We start from the raw sequence: 16170 nt of genomic DNA on the forward strand, positions 1-16170 counted from the left end.
AGCAGTGCTTTCAAGGGTATGCAAATGATGCAAGCGGCAGAGAATCATACCTGAACTTTGCTGCTTTTATTCCACACTTTAGGCAACATAATTATACCAATTCAAAATTCAAAATTAAGAATCCAGACACGACAAGGTTTTGGAGATGTGTATCTGTCGCATTCTTTTTTCAAATTGGTATTAGATCGTACGAGCGATCGCCTAAAGACTGCTAAAAACATCAACTTAACCATCAGAAACCTCTGGTAACTCAGAGGTTTTTTGTATCAATTATAACAATTTTTTAAGTATGGCCAAAGTTTGTCAAAACTATCGCCTGACGCAAGCTTTCGCCTACTTCTTCATACATCTTCTATTTGATTAAACTCATTCTCGATGATGCAAATGGTGAGTTATAAGACTTTTTATGACTAAACAATACAAAGCACCTGGAATTTACTTTAACAAACACCTAACTATTGAAGTCTTTTTCATGCTGTGTTTCTTAAAAAAACAGTTTAATTTAGATTCATGGTTAAACAACAGGTTCTGAACACGGCAAGCACCAAACCAAACAGCTAAGGCTGTGTTGAAAATTTCTAAATTTTATGGTTGCACGGCTCAAATATTTGCACAAGTAAATATGAATAAAACATTACAACTAGGCGATAGCGGTCTCTTACCGCCAGAAATAATCCCCTTCTTAGCTAGTTACAACTTAATCCCGCAATTGTTATCTCAGAGCATTATCGAATCTGCGATCGCACCCATCACCTGCACAGAAGCCGAAACATCCCATGCTCTAGAGCAATTTTATCAGCAGTGGGATTTGACAACCAAGCAAAAAATCCAAGATTGGTGTTTGCGTTACGGTTTGACTCAAGAACAATTAGAACTTTTTACCACCCGCAAGCTCAGAGTCGAAAAATTCAAACAACAAACTTGGAGACATCAACTAGAATCTTACTTCCTCAAATACAAAAGGCATTTTGATCAAGTCATTTATTCTTTAATTCGGATTGAAAACAGAGGAACTGCCAACGAACTATTCTTCCGAATTACAGAAGGAGAACAGTCATTTGCTGAACTAGCGCGTGAATATTCTCAAGGGCCGGAAGCTGATACAAATGGCATCATCGGCCCAGTAGAACTTGGTGCGATCGCTCCTAATTTTGCTCAGTTACTCTGTACAAATCAAGTAGGTATAGTTCAAGCACCCATACCCTTTGGAGAATCATGGGTGATTATACGTGTGGAAAAGTTTATAACTGCCCAGTTGGACGATTTTATGCGCCAACGATTGCTACAAGAAAATTTTGAAAATTGGTTTAAACAACAACTGAATCAACTTTCTCCAGAAGAAAAAACTTGGATGGGAATCAATACTAAACCAGCACAGCTTCAAGAAGCCATCACAGCCTAAAACTCATGAAAATAGGATGTCCAAGATGATGACAAATACAATCGTTGATATTCAAAAATTTCTTGCCAATCTATTTCCTTTCAATTATCTGCCACAAAGTTCTTTAGAAAATTTGCTCGACAAGGTACAATTTTGTCGTTATCGCATCGGGCAAGTAATAGTAACCAGGGAAGCTATGCCCAATTGGATTAGCATTATCTACCAAGGACAAGCGCGTTTATTAGGTTACAATTCCCAAGCGCAAAATCCGGCGACATTGAAGTTACTCTCACCAGGAGAGGTTTTGGGTTGGGTAAGTCATGTGCGGGGTGTTGCTTGTGAAACTGCGATCGCTTCTACTGAAGTAATTGCTATTAATCTACCTATTGCTGGTTTTCTAACCTTACTCAAGCAGGAAGAGGCTTTTGTCCAAGCGTTGCAAAATGAAATCACTCTTCTAGAAGTGCATGAACTACTTACCGAAGAACTCAGCCGTCGCGCAGATGGTAGCAGAAATTTAGTTAAACTTGCCCAGGTTGCAACTGAAGTTGCGATCGTCCAAACAATTCCTGCACGCAAATTTCATCAGCAGTTAGACTCAGAATTTTTGTGGTTAGTCAGCAGTAATTTTGATGCTGAGTTCCCCGTGGGTAGTCGCCTAGAGTTAGATGAACTTAACCCCAAGCTGAAATTTAATTTAAATATGCGTCTGGTGGGATTGCCTAAGTCAATAATTGGAGAAAATCTCGCCCCCGCACCAAAAACATTTTTACCCGCAGAAATTCCTTACGCCTCAGAAATTACTGTCATAGAAGAACCGACAGCGAAGGGGAAACCAAAAAAGTATCCTTATATCAAGGGTAGAGGCCCGTTGGATGCTTCCCTAGCTTGCTTCCAAATGTTGAGCCAATACTTTAATATTCCCTTGCGTCGAGATACACTGCACCGGGTGTTGACAAAGCAGCATGAACAAAAAGGTAGTATATCTCTACAATTTTGCGCCGCCGCCGCCGAGTTAATGGGGTTGACAACACAGATGGTGAAAGTTCCCGCCGCCGCAGTCAGCCGCTTGCAACTACCAGTAATGATTTGTTGGCAAGATAGTTTTGCGATCGTTTATAAAAATAGCAATCAAGAGTTACTCATTGCTGTTCCAGAAATGGGACTACTGCGCTACAAATTGCGAGACTTTGCGGAAAATTGGGGGGCTGAAGGTGAAGTACTGCTGCTACAAACTAACAAAAACACTCCCAAGTCACGGTTTAATTTAAGCTGGTTTGTACCTTCACTGCGACGCTATCGCAAAGTATTAGTTGAAGTACTCATCGCTTCTATTGTTATTCAAGTGTTTGGGCTAGTAAATCCCCTCGCCACCCAGGTGATTATTGACAAAGTATTGGTTGGTAACAGTCCTGATACCCTAGAAGTTTTTGGCATCTTTTTACTAGTAGTTGCAGTCATCGAAGCAATACTTACCAGCGTCCGCACTCATTTATTTACAGATACCACTAACCGAATTGACCTCACCCTTGGTTCTGAGGTGATTAATCACCTGTTACGTCTGCCATTATCTTACTTTGAACGCCGTCCTGTAGGGGAATTGGCAACGCGCATTCACGAATTGGAAAACATTCGCTCTTTCCTAACTGGTACAGCTTTAACTGTGGTGATGGATGCAGTATTTTCTGTAGTTTATATCGTGGTAATGGCGGTTTACAGCCCAGTACTGACCTTAGTTGCTTTAGCAACAGTGCCGTTGTTTGGTTTGCTCAACTTACTGGTATCACCTCTGATGCGGCGACAATTGCAACACAAAGCCGAATGCAATGCCGAGACGCAATCTTATTTAGTGGAAGTGATGGGGGGAATGCAGACAGTCAAGGCGCAAAATTTAGAAATGCGATCGCGTTGGCAATGGCAAGAACGCTATGCTCGTTACATTAGCGCTGGTTTCAAAACAGTCTCTACCCAAACTACCGCCAGTTCTGTTAGCAGCTTCCTCAACAAGTTTTCTAGTATGTTAGTGCTGTGGGTGGGAGCTTTTCTCGTCCTCAATCAGCAACTTACTTTAGGACAACTCATCGCCTTTCGCATTCTGGCTGGTTATGTCACCAGTCCCCTGTTACGCTTGATGCAACTTTGGCAGAACTTTCAAGAAACCGCTTTATCTCTGCAACGCCTTGCTGATATTTTAGACACTCCTCAAGAAGTAGAAATCGGTGACTGTCAAAATATTCTCATGCCCAGTGTTCAAGGTAATGTCCGCTTTGAAAATCTCAGCTTCAGTTTCCGTGAACACGGGCCATTGCAACTGTGCAATATTAACTTAGATTTTCCTGCTGGCTCCTTTGTGGGAATTGTTGGTCAAAGTGGTTCCGGTAAAAGCACACTGCTAAAATTATTACCCCGACTTTACGAACCCAAGTCCGGCAAAATCTTGATTGATGGCTACGATATCAGTAAAGTAGAACTCTATTCCTTACGCCGTCAAATTGGTATGGTGTTACAAGATACCCTATTATTCGATGGTACAGTCCGCGAAAACATTGCCTTGGGATATCCTGATGCTAGCGATGAAGAAATTATTACTGCTGCCAAGATAGCTTATGCCCACGACTTTATTATGTCTCTGCCCAGTGGCTATAATACCCGTGTCGGCGAGCGAGGTTCGGGATTGTCAGGAGGACAACGCCAACGAGTAGCGATCGCTCGTACTGTTCTGCAAAATCCGCAATTGCTTATCCTTGATGAAGCTACCAGCGCCTTAGATTACAATGCTGAAGCCCAAGTTTGCCGTAACTTAGCGACAGCCTTCCGAAATAAAACAGTATTTTTCATTACTCATCGCCTCAGCACAATTCGCAACGCCGATGTCATTCTCATGATGGATAAAGGTGCTGTGGTAGAACAGGGAACTCATGAAGAATTGATGGCGCTCAAAGGTTATTACTACTGTCTGTATCAGCAACAGGAAGCGAAAGTGTAGGCAGGAGGCAGGAGGCAAGGGGCAGGAGGCAGGAGGCAGGAGAAAATATTGTTGGATTTGACCTCTGAACTCGGAACTTTGACCTCTGAACTCGGAACTTCAACCTTTGAACTCGGAAGTTGAGCCTTTTTGCTGGAACGTTGAGCCTTTGAACTCGGAAGTTGCACCTTTTTGCTGGAACGTTGAGCCTTTGAACTCGGAAGTTGCACCTTTTTGCTGGAACGTTGAGCCTTTGAACTCGGAAGCTGCACCTTTTTGCTGGAACGTTGAGCCTTTGAACTCGAAACTTTAACCTTAGTACTCCTAATTCAGCACTCAATAGGGTTCGGTTAAGAATATTTGTAGGTTGGGTTTCACTAAAGTTCAACCCAACCAACCCCGCAAAATGTTGGGTTTCGTTCCTCAAACGCCACTTGCTTCAAGCCGATGGCACTTCCTTCAAGTCGGCAAAGCCGCCCAACGGAGTGCCTTGGGAACCCGTCCAACGCAGTGGCTCCCCAACCTACACATTTTTATTTTTTGGGCTTAACCGAACCATATTGATTCAGCACTCCCCAATGCCCAATGCCCAATGCCCAATGCCCCATTCCCCATTCCCCATTTATTATGAATATTCAATATAAATTCGATCAACCAGTACTTTTACAACAAACTCCTACTTGGTCACGAGCGATCGCCTGGACTATTGTTGGAGTTAGTACCTTCGCAGTAATTTGGGCCTCGGTGTTCCAAATTGATGAATCAATTCATGCGACTGGCAAGTTAGAACCACAGGGTGCAGTCAAAGAAATTCAGGCTCCGGTTAATGGTGTTGTCAAAGAGATTCTAGTCAAAGATGGTCAGCGAGTCAAAAAAGGTGAAACACTCGTTAGCCTAGAAAAAACTACTTCTGAGGCTGAGTTAATTTCGTTAAAGCAAAGTCGTGCTGCTCAATTGCTTGCTAAACAGGCGCTAGAGCAAGAAAATGATTTCTATCGCCGTCAGCTTCAAGAGAACATATCACTACAAGAAGTAGCACAGCAAACCGCTCTGTTGAAAATTAAACCAGAACTAGCCTTTTTAACCAAAAGCCGAGCCGCAATTATTGCTGAAAACCAGTTGTACCGCACACAGTTAAATGGTGCGACTGCTGGAAATACTCTCACAAAAGAGCAACAGTTACGCTTGCGAAATCGCCAAATAGAATTAGAATCGCGTTTAGCCACAGCTAATTTAGAAACGGGACAGACGCAACAGCAATTTTTTCAGACTCAAGCGGAATTAACTAGTGCTAAAGAGTTGCTGACAATTAATCAACAAATTCTTCACAAATTTGAACCTTTAGCGCAACAGGGGGCTATCTCCCAGGTGCAATACTTGAAACAGCAGCAGGATGTCAGCAGTAAACAATCTGAAGTGATCCGATTGAATCGGGAACAGCAGCGATTACAATTAGCGATCGCTCAATCAAATCAAAAATTTCGTAACACTGCGGCTGTGTCTCAAGAAGACTTACTCGCCAAAATTACAGATAATGACAAGAACATTGCCGAAATAGACAGCCAATTAACCAAGATAATTGTAGATAATCAAAAACGCATCTATGAAATTAATGGTCAAATTGGTGAAATTGATAGTAAATGGGTTCAGGCACAACAAACCCTGAAATATCAAAAAATTACTGCACCCGTAGATGGAACCATCTTTGAACTCAAAGCCAAAACAGCAGGGTTTGTAGTTAATTCCAGCGAACCGCTTTTAAAACTCGTTCCTAGCGATAACTTAATTGCTAACGTATACATCACCAACCGCGACATTGGCTTTGTCCAAGAAGGGCAACAAGTTGATGTGAGAATTGATTCCTTTCCTTTCCAAGAGTATGGTGATATCAAAGGCGAATTAGTTGAAATTGGCTCTGACGCTCTACCTCCAGACCAAGTTTATAATTTCTGGCGTTTTTCTGCAAAAGTCCGCCTACATGGGCAGAAGTTACTGATTAATCAGCGTCAAATTCCATTGCAATCAGGGATGTCCATTAATGCGAATGTGAAATTACGTCAGCGCACGATTATGAGTATCTTCACTGATTTCTTAGTGCAAAAAACTGAAAGTTTAAAGTCTCTCCGCTGAACAAAATAGTTTTTCACAGCAGTTTTCAACGCCCCTCCTTGGACGCCAAGGAGAATTTCTGACTTTTTACAAAATCTGGAAAACTTCTCTCCAAACCTCTCTCCTATAAAGCTATCCATTATTCCTCTTTTGTCAGAGTGGGAAAACCCAATTGCTGATATCAAATTCGGTTGATTGCACATATAGGAATCCGATTTGATTCCTGAACTACTCGTAGAGACAGGGAACAGGGAACAGGTAAAAAGGAATAAAAGTGTACTGATGTTTTTTTAGAAATCAAATATGAGTCCATAATCGTCTATTAGATAACGAAGTATATGCCAAGACGCATTTGTATAGAACCTCACCTAAGTATTGAGGAACTAGAAAATCGTTATCGCCAATCAAAAGACGTGATCGCGCTTCGTGTCCTTTGATTCTTTAGATCACTTAGAAGAGGCTTTATTTCAACGTTGCAAAGTGATATCTGATGACCAAGACCTAATCCGTGGTCTAACTTATTACCATTGGTGGCTAGCCTTTTTTTGCCCGTCGTGCGAAGGCAAGCTAAATTAATACGCTTTCCTTACAATTTTTGTCTCAAGTTAAATAAGTAATATCACCAGAAGATATAGGTTTTATATGACTTTATCTACTGTAGTCTCTGACTAGTAGGATCAGCAGATTTGATATAAGAGATAAAAACTGATAAACAAGATTAATTATTCGTTTGATTCGGGTCTACGATTATATCATATTATTTAATTACAGCAATAGTACAGCATTGTCACGCTGGCCTATTGTTACGGTGTAACCGATTTACAGAGGAAAATCAGAAAATCATATGAAACGATTTAGCAAGTTTGTGAATTTGACAATTCTGGCTGTTCTGGCCCTGGCTTTAAGTCTGGCCATGACTTTGAGTCTGAGACCTACAGTGGTACTAGCTGGGAGCGGCCCGACCTACTGCTGGAACGAGGCCAACAACCCTGGCGGACCAAACAGGTGCTCCAACAACGAGCAGTGTGATGGGGCGCGGACCTGCAGCAGCGCCGGTTTTTGCCAGGGGACGGCGCGAGAGCCAAATCCTGGTCCCAAGGGACCGACCTACTGCTGGGACGAGGCCACCAACCCTGGCGGACCGAACAGATGCTCCAACGACACGCAGTGTGATGGGGCGCGAACCTGTAGCAGTTCCGGTTTTTGCCAGGGCACAGCTGGTCATGCTCCTAGCTAGCGCTTTTTTAGAACTCTCTGAGGATTCTTACAGAATTTAAACTCTAACTCTCTTGTAGAGTAGGCATTTGATTGATTGCGTGCCTAACATAAACTACAATCATACCAATTTAGTATGAAGTTGCATAGGATAAGAGCCATAAAATGCACTATTTGGACACCCCTCTATTCTATGCAACTTCAGATAAAATTGACATTGCACCGAGATGCCTGTAAAAACCTGTAATATGCCCTCAAAAGGCTAGATTTTACGTTGTAAATAACGACTTTTTGACTCTAATATAGCAATTTTTCAAACCCAGACAGGATAAACTTACCAAGAAGCAGTCATCAATAACTCCAGAAAAAAACTCTTGCTTTAAGTTTTGAGCTTGTTCTTCAGCCCGAAGCAAATATGATTTCTTAGAAGAGATATAGATCGGTGCTCAAAAAATTTAGAAATTGACCACTGGTATCGTATTTTACGGCAATTTTTAGGTAAAGGAATCACATTGTTTTTATTTAACGCAGATGTGTAAAAGCGCAAAGGATGAAACAAAATTGTGGTTTAAATACATAAAAATTGTTGTAAATCACTTAAATTAAACGTTTTACCATTATTCAGTGTTCCAAATTGATGAATATGATAAATATGCAGTGCAAGTTAATAAACTTCCAAATAAAAAAATATCCAAATTATTTCTTGTGGGATGGGCTTCCAGCCCGTCTTTATATAGTGCGGGCTGGAAACCGATTCCACAGAATTGGAGAATTTTTTTCTTGGAAGTCTCTAATTGCTTGCTTGAGGCGCTCAGTCCAGTTAGCAGGAGTTTTATTTATTTGCGTTACATTAGTTATTTGGTCAACGCCTGTGCAAGCCGATACCATTGTCAATCAAGCAGACAATAGTAATCTGATTAATCCAAAGTTAGAAACTGAAGTTTTGCAGATTATTCGCAATCATCCAGAAGTAGTTAGGGAAGCTTTACAAGCTGAATCTCTGCAAAAACAACAGCAGCAGCAACAAGCTCAATACTACATCAAGCAGCAAATTAGAGAAAATCCCAGCAGTGTAATTGGTGAATCTCCTGTGACTGGTGCAACACAACAAAAGATTGTGTTGATCGAGTTCTCAGATTTTCAATGCCCTTACTGTGCCAAGGCTCATCAAACATTGAAGCAGTTCATGGCTCGTCATCAAGATGAAGTTACATTAGTGTACAAGCATTATCCCTTGACCTCAATTCATCCTGAAGCCATACCTGCTGCCAAAGCTGCTTGGGCTGCTAATAAACAAGGAAAGTTTTGGCAATATCAAGATGCTTTATTTGCCCAGCAAAATAAATTGGGTGAGAAACTATATGTTGCACTTGCTAAAAAACTCAAACTAGATTTGTCAGAGTTTAATCAACAACGTAATTCACAGGAAGTAAGTGCTGTGATTGAAAAAGATCAACAGATAGCTGAAAAGTTAGGAATTAAAGGTACTCCTTTCTTTTTCATTAATGGTGAGACTTTTGCTGGTGCAGTGACGTTATCAGAAATGGAAAGTATACTGTCTCGTGTCAAAGTCGATTATAAAACAGTGTTAGACAATCCGAAAGATTTTGATCGTTCGGATTAAATGCTCAATGTAGATCCGCTTTTGTTGAAAAGTATTTTTGATAACATCAAAGCCTCCCAAACTAACCCCCCTAGCACCCCTTCCCTACTACTTGTTTTGTCTTCATATTTCTAGCTTCCGGCCAACCATATACCACAAACCCACGGCATAGCGGATGTAATTGAGTTCTGTAAAACCTGCTTTCGCAAACTCGTACTCGAAGTTGAAATGGATAAAGTCATCCAACCACGGTTCTTGAAAAGAAGCGTTCAGGGCGTATTCACCCCGATAGGTGTCAGCGTATAGTACCCAACCACCGGGTTTGGTAATCCGGTACATTTCTTTAAGAATCTTAGGCGTCCATTCTTTAGGTGTCTCGTGGAAGAGTAGTGATGACGTGACAAGATCGAAGGAGTTGTTAGGGTAGCCAGTGTTACGAGCGTCCACCTGCTCGAAGTCAGCTCGCTCGCTCAATCCAGCCTTGTTAAACTTGTGCTGACTAATCACCAGCATATAAGGTGAAACATCAGTAATGCGAAAAGTGGCCTGGGGAAACCGCCGTGCCAAAGTCAGCGCTCCACCCGCCGTACCTGCACCAAGCTCTAGCACCGTCTCAATTTGAGCGTCTTGAGGAATTAGTTCAGCCATTTTCTCGCGCAACTGCTGGCAACTAACATTGTGGCTAAGGGGAATAATCGCATCCATAGCAGCATCCCAACTTAAGCACGATTGAGGGTTGGTGTAGGAATCAGTTGCCCCATGAATGGGAGCGTGGATGTAGTTAGGGTAATATTCATGCTCAGTATGGTAGCCTTTGAGTTCCTCCGCCCAATTAATTGAGGCATATTCCTGCATTACTGAAGGCATCGCTGCGGTGATGCGTTGAATTACCTCCGTTCGATACGCTTGTTTTTTCTCTGCGTTCCATCTCGGCATAAATCATCTCCTACTTACACTTGTTACTGGCGTTCTTATACTCCAACTTGGGAACGAAAAATAAACTGCAAATACAATATAGTCTAGTCTCTTTTTTATATAAGATGCATAGGATGCTAGGCAGATTGTTAGTCGTGAAGATGATGCCACGTATAAGTTGCCTGTTGTTTTGTTCAGCTTGGAAATGTCAAAATTTCAAGTTGCTGTGCGATCGCTTTCATCGGAAGCAGGAATAGAAAGCGGGTATTTGAAAACAGGTCGCAGCCAATGGCAACTTCTAAATTGAGGCATGGGCGTTGTACAACAGTGGAATGAATTCGGGCAAGCTTGAAGCAGGGGGGTATTTTAGGGAACTCCAAAAAATAAATTATTCCGTTTAAAGCGTTGATTGTTGAGAGCAATAGCAATGGAATATTTTTTTACAATATTTGAGCCAAATCTGGAATGCCACAGATTAATATTGTAGCCCTATACAGCTAAACTCACTAAACCAAAAAGTTTTCTACCAAAAGAGATGCCTACGGAGGGCTACGCCTACGTTAGGATACTTTGTATTCTGTGAAACTTTTACTTGAGCAAATCTTGAACCAAAAAAATTCTTAGACAAAAAGGCTCTAGAAAAGTTATAGCAAATCTTCTGTTCTAATAAAGACAAAATGAAACAACAACGACATATATTGACGGTTTTCAGTCTGGCTACCGCATTGGGCATGGCAACGCTGCCGCCTGCATTAGCTATTACCGATGACTATCTGATTATTCCAGGTCAAAGCATTGGGCAGACACACCTCGGTAGGAATGGCGCTTTCTACCTAAACAAACTACCCGAAGCTGCTGCTAGTGATACATCAATGCAACAAACCAAACTCGTCTGGGTTTCAAAAAAGAAAGGCCAGCGAAGCGATACGCTTTACATTCATACAGTTGCCAACGCAGCACGGCTAAATGCACCGACTCATGGTGTTTTCATTAATCAAATTGAAATTACGTCTCCCTCGTTTCATACGTCTGACGGGATCTCCACTGGAAGTACCAAAGCGCAAATCCTCCGTCACTTCCCCAACGCGCGCCCGTTAAAAGGCAGTAAAACAATGTATTCTGACAAGGGCATCGCTTTTGAATTCACTAACAGCGCAGCCGATTCGCCCTGCATCTCGATTGCAGTTTATCCTCCTAGTTTCGATCCGAGGATAGAGGGACGGGAGCAAGTCAACAACTACTTGCACAGCTACTGCATAAAAGATGACAAGTGCTGATAAAACTAACAAGACCATGGTAGAGTTTCTCGAACTAATGGAATGATACTTAAAACCCAAATGCAAGTTGTGTAGTCATTGAAATTCTATATACAGCATAATTGGTGAATTTAGAGAATAGGCTCTGTGCATAGCTTTGAAACCTAGATAGTGTACTTAACGCTTCTTGAAATCTGCTGTATCTATATGCAACAGTTAGATTCGTAAACTTCAAGCTTTAACCAATCTTCAGGTTACAGTTCTTGAGGTAGTTGAATTTATAACCCTCTTGAGTAACTCTGGGGTAAAACCTTAATTTTTCCTTAGCTGAAACGTCGAAAATGCGTTAATTTTTTCAAGACTGATAAAAGAGGGATAAGCAAGGATATTATGACTCGATATGACTATATAGTGATTGGTGCGGGTTCGGCAGGCTGCGTTGTTGCCAACCGGATGACAGAAGACGGTGAAACAACCGTGTTATTACTAGAAGCTGGCAAAGAAGATACTAAACCAGAGATTCAAATCCCGTTGTCATATCCCAAGCTATACGGCTCGGAGGTAGACTGGGGATATTTCTCCGAACCAGAACCGTACCTGAATAACCGCAAAATCTTTTGTCCCCGTGGCAAAGTCTTGGGTGGTAGCAGTTCGATTAATTCCATGATTTATATCCGGGGGAATCATCACGATTATGACCACTGGCAGTCATTAGGGAATCCTGGTTGGTCGTACCAAGATGTATTGCCCTATTTCAAGAAATCTGAGAACCAGCAACACGGTGCCGACGCATACCACGGGGTTGATGGTGAGTTGAGCGTGACCGATATTCAAGACCCTGCTGTAGATTTACAGTTTTTCTTCGGTTCAATTCTATGGGGAGTTCCTACCTATACCGATTATGGTGTGGGATTCACGGTGACGGTGAGTTTGACTCATCCTCAAAACATTGGTAGTGTCAGCTTGCCCTCACCTGATCCCAAAGACCCACCGATTATTCGGATGAACTTTCTCCAAAGTCAATCCGATGTGCAAAAGGTCATTGAAGGAGTTAAAATAATGCGCCAATTATTTGATACAAGTGCCTTTGATGAATTTCGAGGTGAGGAAGTCGGTCCCGGTGCAGAGGTGACTAGCGATGAAGCACTCATCGATTACATCCGCTCAGTTTGCATTACGGGGTATCATCCTGTCGGCACCTGCAAAATGGGAACTGACCCAATGGCGGTTGTAGATCCCGAACTCCGAGTACATGGGGTTGAGGGGTTGCGGATTGTTGATGCATCAATTATGCCAACTTTAATTACGGGAAATACTAACGCGCCGACAATTATGATCGGCGAAAAAGCCGCCGATTTAATAAAAGCCGAAGGTGGCGTTTCACAGCAAGTACGCAAAGCAATTCTGTAGAAAACGGTCGAGGGTTAGTTCATGAGTATCAGAATATAGCTTTCTTTTGTCACTCTCGGAAAATAATAATGTCAGCTTGATACTGAAACTTTGATTTAGTTGAGCTTTGAGCCTTTATTTTCTAACAGTAACTAAAGTTTGTAGCCAAAACTGGAAAACTAAAGCTCTGAACATTGTTGACAGGTTAAGGTAAATGCACTTTTGTCAAGAAGGTGCAGGAAAAAGCGATAAATCTAGCTTTAAGACTGGCTTTCGGAGATATTTAACTACGCCTAAGTCTTGATTCTCTCTTCTACCAGATCTGTCAGGCTAAGACCACACTCACAAGAGTTAAACTCTGTTCTGTAGAGGATGCAGACAGACCTACTTCAGCATTGTTGACGAGAAAATTAAATTGCTTGATCAGCCAGAGGTCTTGCCGCGATCGCGTTGAGATCAACCACCGTTTGCTGTGGAAGTTGCAGTGACGCAGCTTTGATATTCTCACGCAGATGCTCAACTGATGACGTGCCGGGAATCAGCAAGATATTGAGGGAGCGCTGAAGCAACCATGCCAGCGCTACTTGCATCGGTGTTGCGTCTAAAGACTTGGCGGCGCTTTCAAGTACCGAGGATTGTAGCGGCGTGAACCCACCCAGCGGGAAGAACCGCACATAAGCTTGTCGGATAATCTGATTTGTGATGTGAGGTCCGTAGAAGTCGCTCGTTGTGATTCATGCCAAGTGCGATCGCTGCGCGCAAAACAGCAACGGCTGCATCTACATCTCGCGGCGCACCCATTACATTCGGACCCGCAAGTTGCATGGCACCATAGCCGATGCGCTTCAGCGTGATTGAGGTGTTCGGCAGCGTAAAACTGCCGCCAAGGTTCGTTTGCTTAGACCTCACATTCCGCACCCTAAGGTGTCACACAGCATAATCACTTAATTTTTTCTAGGTTGTCAGCTATAAATTATGCTAATAAAACTTTTTATCTCCGTTAAAACAAGGAAATTAAGTATATAAACTAGCTCTGTCTTGTTCTAAAAAACAGTAAAAACCGATTGTGACAGTTGAGGGTGCGGAATGTAGGTTAGACATGTTGCTACTTTCTCCAAGAGTTTTTGAGTGATTTAACGAAAGCAATTCCGAGAGTCCATTTCTCATTAATGTCGCTGCGTGCAATCAAAGACCTCTCCTACTGAGCGATAGATTCCCAGCGTCGATTATTGTTCGTTGCGGCTCGCGAACATTTGCTCATAATCACCGTTCCTTTCGGCAAATCGATAGGCTTTGGAACGATTAACAAGGATTTCGCCGTGGGGCGGGTTTGGAGTGCTGAGAATCTGCATCACTTCAGCAATAAAGTCAGCAAGTGGCATTGCAGCAGGATCAGTCGCCTGTCTAGGACCGCCAAGTTCCGTTTGCACGTATGTTGGGGCGAGTTCAAGAACCTCCACAGAGGTTTCTTGAAGCTGAACGCGGAGCGACTGCAACCAGGAGTGCAGAAAAGCCTTGGTCGCACAATAGGTTGGGTATCCACTCAGGGGAACGAAAGCTAAGTCGGAGGTGGTGGTGATAATCGTTGAATGCGGCTGCTGTTTGAGCGTCGGAAGGAGTAACGCCGTGAGGTGAAGTACACCAATAATATTAGTCTGAATCACAGACTGCACCACCGAGAAATCGATCGAGTCTGAGGTGAGGTCTTCCGGCTTAGAAATTCCGGCATTGTTGATCAGAACATTGAGTTTAGGGAACTGTTCTCGAATGCGGGACGCAAAGGCTTCGATATCCGCCGGGTCTTGAACGTCAAGTTGAATCCCGTGCATCCCGGAGTGAGCAGCGGTGATTTCGTCGAGGAGAGGTTGACGGCGACCCGCGATAATGACTTGATTACCGCGTTGATAGAACGCCTCGGCAAGCGCACGACCGATGCCGCTTGTGCTGCCAGTAATGAGGATGGTGTTGTCTGTGAGATTCATCGGTATTTTTCCTGCAAAGATATCGAAATGAAGGATGTCAGAGTTTGTTGAGAGTAACGTTGTTGCAAAAGCTGGAAATTCAATCGGCGCTTATTCGCCGCTGACGCGTAGCATGATCCTGCCCAGATAGTGCTGTTTCATCGCTGACTGCACCTGTGCTGCGTCTTCAAGCCCAAATGTTTGGGCGATGTGAACTTGAAACTCACCCCTGTAAAATTGAACCAAGTGAGATCGCACAAATTAACGCTCGTTTTTAACTGGAATGAAATTGTGTATAGCGATGATTCTTGATCGCTTTGAATTGCCCACCAAAAGTGAACGACTGTGGCGTTTCCTGATTGAGGAAATCGTGCGGAAAGCCGAGTTCAATCTGACTCACCTGATCGAGTTGAGCCAACTGCTGATCTGACAGCTTCACATTCACGCAGTCGAGATTGTCTTGCACTTGGCTTGCTTTGCGCGCACCCACAATCGGAATCGTGTTTTGATGGAGCAACCAAGCTAAAGCTACCTGAGCGGAACTACAGCCCATTTGAGTCGCAACCGCATCGACAGCACGGGCGATCGCATGATTCTGATCGTTCTGCTGCACAAAGGCGGACATCCCCTCGCTATCCAGTCGCTTTGATTCCTGGCTGCCACTGTCTTTGGTGTACTTTCCAGTCAGCCAACCGCTTGCCAAGGGTGACCAAGCAGTAACGCCAATATCGAGCGTCCATGCCATTGGCAACAGTTCTCGCTCGACGGTGCGCTGAATCAGACTGTACTCAATTTGCAGCCCGATGAAGGGTGTCCAGCCGCGCAGATCAGCGATCGTATTACAAACTCCGACCACCCAAGCTGGAGCATCTGAGATGCCAATGTATAACACTTTGCCTTGCTACACCAAATCATCGAACGATCGCATCACTTCTTCGGGTGGCGTCGTAAAGTCCCAGGAATGCAATCAGAGCAGATCGATGTAGTCGGTATTCAACCGCTTGAGACTGGCTTCGACGGATTGCACCATGCGTTTGCGATGATTGCCTGCACCGTTGGGATCAGAACTGGATATTCCGTTGGAATATTTCGTGGCAAGGACGATCGCGTCTCGTTCTGAGGTGATCAGTTCGCCCACATATTTCTCGCTTGTCCCATTAGTGTAGATATTAGCGGTATCGATGAAGTTACCCCCTGCCTCTCGAAAGGCTTCGTAGATAGTTTTACATTCATCAAATGGTGCGCCCCACCCCCAATCTTCACCAAAGGTCATGGTTCCTAAGCAAAGCTCAGAAACTCGTAAACCACTATTGCCTAATAATTTGTAGCGCATGATGAATTCTCCTGAATGAATTTGAGACATGTACAAGTCTGTT

At 43.2% G+C, this 16170-nt stretch carries 13 protein-coding genes and 1 pseudogene; 9 read left to right on the forward strand and 5 right to left on the reverse strand.

Translation table 11 applies throughout. From position 1 onward, the window contains the following. Positions 1 to 622 precede the first annotated feature (622 nt). The 6 genes from V7K56_RS05730 to V7K56_RS05750 all read left to right on the forward strand — a co-directional run bounded on the left by V7K56_RS05730 (position 623) and on the right by V7K56_RS05750 (position 9294). Positions 623 to 1402 (forward strand): peptidylprolyl isomerase, encoded by a 780-nt coding sequence (locus V7K56_RS05730; RefSeq protein ID WP_334908449.1) that lies wholly within the window; start codon positions 623 to 625, stop codon positions 1400 to 1402. Between the two features lie 25 nt (positions 1403 to 1427). Beyond that, positions 1428 to 4367 carry a peptidase domain-containing ABC transporter gene (locus V7K56_RS05735; RefSeq protein WP_442939923.1) on the forward strand — a complete coding sequence of 980 codons (2940 nt, stop codon included), beginning with the start codon at positions 1428 to 1430 and terminating at the stop codon, positions 4365 to 4367. A 106-nt stretch (positions 4368 to 4473) separates the two neighbouring features. Next, positions 4474 to 4659, forward strand: coding sequence for a hypothetical protein (locus V7K56_RS05740; RefSeq protein ID WP_334908451.1), 186 nt, complete (start codon positions 4474 to 4476; stop codon positions 4657 to 4659). 272 nt (positions 4660 to 4931) lie between these two features. Next, positions 4932 to 6476 (forward strand): HlyD family efflux transporter periplasmic adaptor subunit, encoded by a 1545-nt coding sequence (locus V7K56_RS05745; protein WP_334908453.1) that lies wholly within the window; start codon positions 4932 to 4934, stop codon positions 6474 to 6476. A gap of 892 nt (positions 6477 to 7368) precedes the next feature. Next, entirely contained in the window at positions 7369 to 7692 is a 324-nt protein-coding gene (locus V7K56_RS36945) for a hypothetical protein (RefSeq protein WP_442939925.1), read from the forward strand. A gap of 630 nt (positions 7693 to 8322) precedes the next feature. Further along, entirely contained in the window at positions 8323 to 9294 is a 972-nt protein-coding gene (locus V7K56_RS05750) for a DsbA family protein (RefSeq protein WP_334908454.1), read from the forward strand. Positions 9295 to 9396: 102 nt separating this feature from the next. Here V7K56_RS05750 and V7K56_RS05755 read toward each other — a convergent pair whose 3' ends face one another. Continuing rightward, on the reverse strand, positions 9397 to 10209 hold the full coding sequence (locus tag V7K56_RS05755; protein ID WP_334908456.1) for a class I SAM-dependent methyltransferase: 813 nt from the start codon (positions 10207 to 10209) through the stop codon (positions 9397 to 9399). Positions 10210 to 10366: 157 nt separating this feature from the next. Between V7K56_RS05755 and V7K56_RS05760 the strand changes: the two genes are divergently transcribed. The 3 genes from V7K56_RS05760 to V7K56_RS05770 all read left to right on the forward strand — a co-directional run bounded on the left by V7K56_RS05760 (position 10367) and on the right by V7K56_RS05770 (position 12854). Beyond that, positions 10367 to 10495: a DnaB-like helicase C-terminal domain-containing protein gene (locus V7K56_RS05760; protein WP_334908458.1), complete on the forward strand. Its 129-nt coding sequence runs from the start codon at positions 10367 to 10369 to the stop codon at positions 10493 to 10495. Between the two features lie 370 nt (positions 10496 to 10865). Beyond that, positions 10866 to 11465, forward strand: coding sequence for a hypothetical protein (locus tag V7K56_RS05765; protein WP_334908460.1), 600 nt, complete (start codon positions 10866 to 10868; stop codon positions 11463 to 11465). 369 nt (positions 11466 to 11834) lie between these two features. Next, on the forward strand, positions 11835 to 12854 hold the full coding sequence (locus V7K56_RS05770; RefSeq protein WP_334908462.1) for a GMC family oxidoreductase: 1020 nt from the start codon (positions 11835 to 11837) through the stop codon (positions 12852 to 12854). Between the two features lie 389 nt (positions 12855 to 13243). Here V7K56_RS05770 and V7K56_RS05775 read toward each other — a convergent pair whose 3' ends face one another. The 4 genes and pseudogenes from V7K56_RS05775 to V7K56_RS05790 all read right to left on the reverse strand — a co-directional run bounded on the left by V7K56_RS05775 (position 13244) and on the right by V7K56_RS05790 (position 16157). Further along, the gene (locus tag V7K56_RS05775) at positions 13244 to 13423 is read right to left on the reverse strand and encodes an aldo/keto reductase (protein WP_334908464.1); all 180 of its coding nucleotides are present in this window, start codon (positions 13421 to 13423) and stop codon (positions 13244 to 13246) included. A 31-nt stretch (positions 13424 to 13454) separates the two neighbouring features. Continuing rightward, positions 13455 to 13658: a hypothetical protein gene (locus V7K56_RS05780; protein ID WP_334908466.1), complete on the reverse strand. Its 204-nt coding sequence runs from the start codon at positions 13656 to 13658 to the stop codon at positions 13455 to 13457. Between the two features lie 401 nt (positions 13659 to 14059). After that, on the reverse strand, positions 14060 to 14815 hold the full coding sequence (locus V7K56_RS05785; protein WP_334908468.1) for an SDR family oxidoreductase: 756 nt from the start codon (positions 14813 to 14815) through the stop codon (positions 14060 to 14062). 253 nt (positions 14816 to 15068) lie between these two features. Further along, positions 15069 to 16157 (reverse strand): annotated as a pseudogene (locus V7K56_RS05790) (aldo/keto reductase). Positions 16158 to 16170 lie beyond the last annotated feature (13 nt).

Source organism: Nostoc sp. (assembly GCF_036917535.1).
Lineage (GTDB): Bacteria > Cyanobacteriota > Cyanobacteriia > Cyanobacteriales > Nostocaceae > Nostoc.

What these genes read in the sequence shown, in the direction of transcription:
- V7K56_RS05730 (WP_334908449.1), top strand. Translation starts at nt 623, where the DNA reads ATGAATAAAACATTACAACTAGGCGATAGCGGTCTCTTACCGCCAGAA.
- V7K56_RS05735 (WP_442939923.1), top strand. Translation starts at nt 1,428, where the DNA reads ATGATGACAAATACAATCGTTGATATTCAAAAATTTCTTGCCAATCTA.
- V7K56_RS05745 (WP_334908453.1), top strand. Translation starts at nt 4,932, where the DNA reads ATGCCCAATGCCCAATGCCCCATTCCCCATTCCCCATTTATTATGAAT.
- V7K56_RS36945 (WP_442939925.1), top strand. Translation starts at nt 7,369, where the DNA reads ATGACTTTGAGTCTGAGACCTACAGTGGTACTAGCTGGGAGCGGCCCG.
- V7K56_RS05750 (WP_334908454.1), top strand. Translation starts at nt 8,323, where the DNA reads ATGCAGTGCAAGTTAATAAACTTCCAAATAAAAAAATATCCAAATTAT.
- V7K56_RS05755 (WP_334908456.1), bottom strand. Translation starts at nt 10,209, where the DNA reads ATGCCGAGATGGAACGCAGAGAAAAAACAAGCGTATCGAACGGAGGTA.
- V7K56_RS05765 (WP_334908460.1), top strand. Translation starts at nt 10,866, where the DNA reads ATGAAACAACAACGACATATATTGACGGTTTTCAGTCTGGCTACCGCA.
- V7K56_RS05770 (WP_334908462.1), top strand. Translation starts at nt 11,835, where the DNA reads ATGACTCGATATGACTATATAGTGATTGGTGCGGGTTCGGCAGGCTGC.
- V7K56_RS05775 (WP_334908464.1), bottom strand. Translation starts at nt 13,423, where the DNA reads ATGCAAGTAGCGCTGGCATGGTTGCTTCAGCGCTCCCTCAATATCTTG.
- V7K56_RS05780 (WP_334908466.1), bottom strand. Translation starts at nt 13,658, where the DNA reads ATGCAACTTGCGGGTCCGAATGTAATGGGTGCGCCGCGAGATGTAGAT.
- V7K56_RS05785 (WP_334908468.1), bottom strand. Translation starts at nt 14,815, where the DNA reads ATGAATCTCACAGACAACACCATCCTCATTACTGGCAGCACAAGCGGC.